Here is a 6699-nt window from a genome sequence, read left to right as displayed (position 1 = left end):
TACCGTAGCTGTGGCACTACCGTAGCTGTGGCACTACCGTAGCTGTGGCACTACCGTAGCTGTGGCACTACCGTAGCTGTGGCACTACCGTAGCGCGTTGAGGATCTTGCGGTTCTTCGTCCTTCACCGCACCGACCTGGCTATCTATGCCCCGCAAGATCTCCGACCCGACCCGTATTCCTGTCCCCGGCGGCAAGCTCATCGAGGAGCACGTTGGGCGCGTGCGCACGGGCACGGCAAGCCTGAGCGTGGCGCACATGGTCGCGCCGCCTGCCTGGGGCGAGCCAGTCCAGACGCCGACCTTCGACGAGGTCACCATCGTGCTACGCGGCACGATGCGCGTGGAGCACGACGGCGGCTTCCTCGACGTGGGACCGGGCGAGACGGTGCTCTGCGAGGCGGGCGAGCGCGTGCGCTACTCGAATCCCTCGGCGACGGACGCGTGCGAGTATTGGGCCGTCTGTGCGCCAGCGTTCAGCCCGGATGCGGCCGGGCGTGAGGAATGATGCGGTGCGCTTGACCGAGTCGGTACGAACGCGGGCGAGTAGAGAGGTGCCCTGTTCGGCAGGGCCTCCAGTGGGACCCGGTAATGGTATTGCAGGCCCATAGCGGAACGTTCGGGCACCATTGGTGCCCACCGAACCGGGGGGCTGGGTCAAGGCCACGCGAGGAGGTGGTTGCCGTGAGGGGAGGCACATGCTTTGACCAGGGCGAGGTCTCACCCATTTTGCCGTCGCCTGCATCGTCCTCATGCCCCTCGCTACGAATCGCGCGCTCCGGTGCGCACTCCTGCTCACAGTGCTGGCCGTCAGCGTCCCAACACTGCTTGCGCAGGACCATGTGCTTGACTTCGCGGCGGCGGCTCCGCATGGGCACAAGCACGCGCCGGGACAACTCTGTGTCCTCCCAGCGGCCCCGTTCGAGGGGACCCTCTCCATCCCGGCTCCTGAGCGTGCTCTCAAGGCCCGCGGCGAAAAGGCAACGGCCACGTTCAACGTCGACTTCATGGCGAGCGGTACGACGCTCTTCGGAGCCTACGCCTGCGCGAGCTGGCCGACGGACGCACAGACTGCCTTCCAGTATGCAGCCGACGTGTGGGGCGGGCTGATCAACTCGCCGGAAGACATCACGGTCAAGGCATGCTGGACGACGAGCCTCTCTTCCGGCACCCTCGGCGCGGCGGGCGCGCGCTCGTACTACCGCAACTTCACCAACGCGCCCTACACCAACACCTGGTATCCCGTTGCGCTGGCCAATGCGCTCTCCGAGACCGACCGCAACGGCGCTGGCTCTGAAGAGATCTATGCGGTCTTCAACGGCAACCGCACCGACTGGTACTACGGCACCGACGCCAGCCCGGCGTTCGCGCAGTATGACTTCGTGACGGTGGTGATGCATGAGATCGGGCACGGCCTCGGCTTCGCGGGCAGCGCGGGCATCAACAACGGCACCGGGCGGTGCTCCTCCGCGCCAGCGGGCCAGGGCTGCATCAACAACGGCAGCACCATCCCCTATGCCTTCGACCGCTACGCCTACGACGGCAGCGGCACGAGCCTCCTCACCACAGCCACCTACGCCAACCCGTCGGGTGACCTCGCGACCATCCTCACCGGCGGCACGGTCGGCAGCAGCACCGGCGTCTTCTTCACCGGCTCGACCATCGGCACGCAGCGGCTCTACACGCCGTCGAGCTACGCGGGGGGCTCCAGCTACTCGCACTTCGACCTCTCGCTCTACCCGAGTGAGCTCATGAAGCCGTCGCTGCCCAACGGTCAGGCCGTCCACGACCCGGGCCTCGCCCTCGACCTCCTCGAAGACCTCGGATGGGCGTCGGTGGTCCCGGTCGAGCTGGTCGCGTTCGACGTGAGCCGCGCGGGCGAGGACGTGATCCTCAACTGGGCGACGGCGTCGGAGACGAACAACAGCGGCTTCGAGGTGCAGGTGCGCACGCCCGGCGCCGCCGACTTCGCCCTGCTCGACTTCGTCCAGGGGCGCGGCACGACCGCCGAGGCACAAGCCTACAGCTTTCGCACCGCCACGCTCACGCCCGGCACCTACGCCTTCCGCCTCCGCCAGGTCGACTTCGACGGCGGCTTCGAGGTCTTCCCTGCGGTCGAGGTGACCGTTGAGGTCGTCGGCACGCACTGGGCGGCGAGCGCCTACCCGAACCCCTTCGCGGGCACTGCCACGCTTGCCTTCGCCGTGCAGGAGGCCGAGCCCGTTCGCGCCGTGCTCTATGACCTGCTTGGTCGCGCCGTGCAGACGGTCTACGAGGGCACGCCGACGGCCAACGCGCCGGTCGAGGTGCAGGTGAACGGGCACGGCCTAGCGAGCGGCCCCTACGTCATCGAGATCGCAGGCGAGCGCTTCCGCGAGACGCAGCGCGTGACGGTGGTTCGCTAGTCGGCACACAGGGCGCCGAGCACCCGGGTAAACCCCCGTTGTGCGCAACCGGGCCGGGCGGTATGTTGCGAGACATGCAGATGTTGCGTGTCCTACCTTCCCGCCTAGCCGCCCTCTCTCATGCGCTTTGTTTCGTTCCTAGCCGCCCTACTGCTCGCCGCCTTCACGCTCCCCGAAGCCTACGCGCAAGCGCATCGGCACGGCGGGATGCACTCCCACGGTGGCGAGATGCACTCCCACGCTCCAGACGACGAGGCGCTTGCTGACGTAGCAGGCGACGTGTATATCCCAGACGGGCCGGACCACTGGACGCCCGCCTTGCCCTAAACCGGCGCGGCCTCCATCCCGCCGCCGCCGGCTCGCGCGTTCCGAACGAGCCAGTCGGGCACCGTCACGGTCAACTTCCTGGGCGCGGGAGACTTCGCCTTTGGTCTTGCTTGCCGCGCGTGGCCTGCGGCAGCGCAAAACGCCTTCGTCTTCGCAACCACCATCTGGGACGGTCAGGTTGACACGCCCGTAGATGTTGTCGTGGATGCCTGCTGGTCGAACCAGCTACCATTCGGTGCGCTTGGTGGCTCGGCGGCCAACGCCTTCGCCCGCGACTTCTCGGGGGCTCCGCAGGCCAACGTCTTCTACCAGATCGCGCTCGCCAACGCGCTGGCAAGTACCGACCTCAACGGGACCACGGCGGAGATGACCACGATCTTCAGCACGCCCAACATTTTTCTGGATTGGTACTTCGGGACCGACGGTAATACGCCCGCGGGCGAGCAGGACTTCGTGACGGTGGTGTTGCACGAGATCGGACACGGGCTTGGCTTCGCAGGGTCGGCAGGCATCAGCGATGGCACAGGCACCGGGCGCTGCTCGAGTTTCCCGGGGGGGCAGGGCTGCATCAACAACGGCGGCTTTCCCTACGGCTTCGACCTGTTCGTGGAGGACGGTGGCAACGCGTCCATCCTGGCAAACCCACCCTACGCCAACCCCTCGTCCAATCTCGCCACCATCCTGACGGGCGGCACGGTGAGCGGCAACACGAACCTCTTCATCGACAGTGTGACGGGCGGGCGGCAACAGCTCTACACCCCGGCCACCTATGCGCCCGGCTCGACCTACTCGCACTTCAACACGCCAGACTACCCGGACGAGCTCATGAAGCACGCGCTCACGGCAGGGCGCGCCATCCACGACCCTGGCTTGGCGCTCAACTTCCTCGAAGACTTCGGCTGGTCGCAGGTGATTCCCGTCGAGCTGACGTCCTTCGATGCTCAAGTTGATGGCGCCGACGTGGTGCTGCAGTGGGCGACGGCGTCGGAGACGAACAACAGCGGCTTCGAGATCGAGGCGCGGGCCTCGGGCGCGTCCACGTTCGAGACGCTCGACTTCGTGGCGGGCGCCGGCACTACGAGCGAGGCGCAGGCCTATGCGTTCCGCCTCCCCGACCTCGCGCCGGGCACCTACACGTTCCGCCTCCGTCAGCTCGATTTCGACGGGCGCTTCGAGGTCCTGCCCGAGGTCGAGGTCGAGGTCGGCGTGGTGGGCGCGCTGTGGCTCACCGACACCTACCCGAACCCGATCCGCACGGAGGCGACGGTGGCCTTCGCTGTGCCGCGCTCTGTGCCCGTGCGCGTCGTGGTCTATGACCTCCTCGGGCGTCCCGTGCAGACGCTCTACGACGGCACACCCGCGGCCGACGTGAGCGTCGAGGCGCGCTTCGATGCGACAGGGCTGGCAGGCGGTGTCTACGTCGTCGAGATCGTGAGCGAGGGCGCGCGGGAGACGCAGCGCGTGACCGTCGTGCGCTAGCCGACGTCATCTGCATCCAGCGTGGGACGCAGTCACGGGAAAACGCAGCGACGAAAAGACAAAGCGAGGCCGTCCGGTAGGGGCGGCCTCGCTGCTTTTCGAAGAAGCGTGGGGTCTACTCGGTTGGCGGGCCCTGGTTGACGGTCACGTCCGTCACGGTCATCGTCACCGTCATGCCGTCGCCCTGCATCGAGTCTTCCAGCATCTTGATCTGGTCCTCGATCATGCTGCGCATCGACTCCGGAATCTCTTCCATCTGAGCGCGCATTTCGGCGATCTGCGACTGGAGGTCCCCGCCGTCCTCGCCGCCCATCATCGCGTCCATGCCCGTCATGACCATCTCGGTGAGCCAGGGGTGGAGCAGGCCGTCCGTCGTGCGGTAGTCCGACATCGTCATGGTGGTGCTGAACTCGGCAGAGCGGCCGTCGGCGTTGAGCGTGCCGTCCATGACCATGCGGCGGAGGACGTAGTCGTCGCGGTCGATGTACATCGTGCCGCTCTCCAGTTCGCCGTCGTCCATGCCGGGCTGCCCAGACATGCCCATCTCCTCGGCGCACGCGCCCATGTCATCGATGCGCACGATGATGGTGTCCTCGCCGTCGATGGTTTCGGTGCCGGCGTAGGTGGCCTGCTCCTTCATGCAGGCGAGCACCGCGTAGGGGTCGTCCATGTCGCCGCCGTCGCCCATGTTCGGCTGGCCGTTCACGTAGGTCGTGGCCGTGTAGGCGAGCGGGCCGCCGTCGGGATCGCGCTCGTAGTAGGTCGTCAAGGACATGTTCATCATCGACATGGTCTGCGTGACGGCATAGTTGTCGATGTTCGCCATGCGGTCTGCGTAGCGGTCGATGGTGCGCTGGATGACATCGGCGCCGGAGGGCTGGGCCCAGGCGGGTCCAGCGAGCATGAGGCCCGCAAGCAGGAGACAGGAAAGGAGGCGGTTCATGGGATCAGGAAGTCGGTGGAGAAGGCGTGGGGCGGGTGAGCGTGGCTAGAGAGGCCCGCGCATCAGGGTACGACGCGGGCCGTCGTGGTGCATGGGTGCAGCCAGGCCTACAGCTTAACAATCTCAACGCGGCGGTTCGTCTGTCGCCCTTCTGGTGTGCCGTTGTCCGCGACCGGGTTGGCGTCGCCGAGGCCCTGCGTTTCGAGGCGGCTGGCGTCGATGCCCTCGCCGGTGAGGTAGGCGCGGACGGCATCGGCGCGGTCCTGGCTGAGGCGCTGGTTGGCCTGGGCGTTGCCCGTGTTGTCGGTGTGTCCCTCGATGCGCAGGCGCAGGTCGGGGTTGCGCTCCAGCGTGCGCATGAGATCCTGGAGCGTCGGCGTCGACTCGGGGCGCAGCGTCGCCGAGCCCGTGTCGAAGAGGAGCCCGCCGAGCGCGACGCGGCCGTCGGCCTGCAGCTGCTCGTAGAGGATCGTGCGCCCGCCGGCCGCGATGCGGACGTTGTCGAGCAGGATCGGACCGCGCTGGTCGTTGTCCTCGGCGGCCAGTTCGCCGCAGACCGTGAGGAGCACGCGGTCGGTGCGCTGGATGTCGGCGTTGGGCACGTTGGCAACGCGGTTCTCGCCGATGTACATCTTCACGTACGACCCGTCCACGGCGATGCGGACCGGCACCATCCGTTGCTCGTGCGTGTTGAGGTTCTGCGTGGACGAGCCGCCGTTGCCGCCGGTCACCCCCGTCTCGAAGAAGCTCCCGACCTTGAAGAACGCGCTGGAGTAGTTCTGGAGGCCGCCCTGGAAGCACCCGTAGTCATCGCTCGGGTTGTCGAGCGGGCCAGTGCCGAGGGTGAGCGCGTTCCAGTTGTCGCCGCTGTAGAGGTCGAACTCGATCGTGAAGCGCTCGGGCAGCGTCTCGGAGAGAGGCAGCGCGATGCTGCTGTTGTCGGCGAAGCGAAGCTGCTGCCCGCCGTCGGCGGTGCGTACGACCTCCATGACGCCGCTCTTGAAGTCGAGGCGGCGCGGCACGTTGCCGACGTAGTCGTCCTCGTAGTCGTCGAAGTAGAGCACGCGGTCGCCGGGGACGAAGTCGTAGTTGGCCCACGCGCCCTCGCCGGGGCGGAGGCTCTCCGCGTCGGACGAAGCGTCAGGGGCGGCAGCGGGCGCGGCGCCGGTGTCGACCGGGTTGCCGTCGTTGTCCACGTAGACGACCTCTTGGCCCTCGGCCTCGGCACGACGGACGCAGGCTTCGTCGCCGAGGGCGCACTCGATGGCCCCGGTGACGATGCGGTCGGCGCGGCGCTCGGCCTCGCGCTCGACAGCGCGCTCGGCCCCGCGCTCGGCGGCCCGGCGTGCGCGCTCGAAGATGGACTGCGCCTCGGCGGGCGGCGCGAGAAGCGTAAGCGGCGTCACGACGAACAGGAGCAGGAGAAAACGGGTCAGCATGGCTGGTCGGGGTTGGGGAGAAAGGCCCAGGTCACTCTCTAGTACGGAACCGCGCGCCGGAGCGGATCACCGCCTAGCCGGATCTACGTGCGGCCCCACGCTTGATGG

6 protein-coding genes are annotated in these 6699 nt (G+C 67.6%); 4 read left to right on the top strand and 2 right to left on the bottom strand.

Going from position 1 to position 6699, the window contains the following annotated elements; genetic code table 11:
- Nucleotides 1-146 precede the first annotated feature (146 nt).
- From AAFU51_13045 to AAFU51_13030, 4 genes are all read left to right on the top strand, one after another.
- The gene (locus AAFU51_13045; GenBank protein MEO1572184.1) at nucleotides 147-506 is read left to right on the top strand and encodes a cupin domain-containing protein; all 360 of its coding nucleotides are present in this window, start codon (nucleotides 147-149) and stop codon (nucleotides 504-506) included.
- Nucleotides 507-750: 244 nt separating this feature from the next.
- A complete protein-coding gene (locus tag AAFU51_13040; protein ID MEO1572183.1) occupies nucleotides 751-2403 on the top strand; it encodes a T9SS type A sorting domain-containing protein in 1653 nt (550 codons plus the stop codon).
- 120 nt (nucleotides 2404-2523) lie between these two features.
- The gene (locus AAFU51_13035; GenBank protein MEO1572182.1) at nucleotides 2524-2730 is read left to right on the top strand and encodes a hypothetical protein; all 207 of its coding nucleotides are present in this window, start codon (nucleotides 2524-2526) and stop codon (nucleotides 2728-2730) included.
- Nucleotides 2731-2931: 201 nt separating this feature from the next.
- Nucleotides 2932-4209, top strand: coding sequence for a T9SS type A sorting domain-containing protein (locus AAFU51_13030; GenBank protein MEO1572181.1), 1278 nt, complete (start codon nucleotides 2932-2934; stop codon nucleotides 4207-4209).
- Nucleotides 4210-4324: 115 nt separating this feature from the next.
- Here the strand turns inward: AAFU51_13030 and AAFU51_13025 are convergent, their stop codons facing one another.
- Together AAFU51_13025 and AAFU51_13020 are read right to left on the bottom strand one after the other, a co-directional pair.
- Nucleotides 4325-5152, bottom strand: coding sequence for a hypothetical protein (locus AAFU51_13025; GenBank protein MEO1572180.1), 828 nt, complete (start codon nucleotides 5150-5152; stop codon nucleotides 4325-4327).
- A gap of 107 nt (nucleotides 5153-5259) precedes the next feature.
- Complete coding sequence (locus tag AAFU51_13020) at nucleotides 5260-6591, bottom strand: OmpA family protein (protein MEO1572179.1); 1332 nt, start codon at nucleotides 6589-6591, stop codon at nucleotides 5260-5262.
- Between the last annotated feature and the right edge of the window lie 108 nt (nucleotides 6592-6699).

It is taken from the genome of Bacteroidota bacterium (assembly GCA_039821555.1).
Taxonomy (GTDB): Bacteria; Bacteroidota; Rhodothermia; order Rhodothermales; family Rubricoccaceae; genus JBCBEX01.
This window is presented reverse-complemented; position numbering and strand designations above follow the sequence as displayed.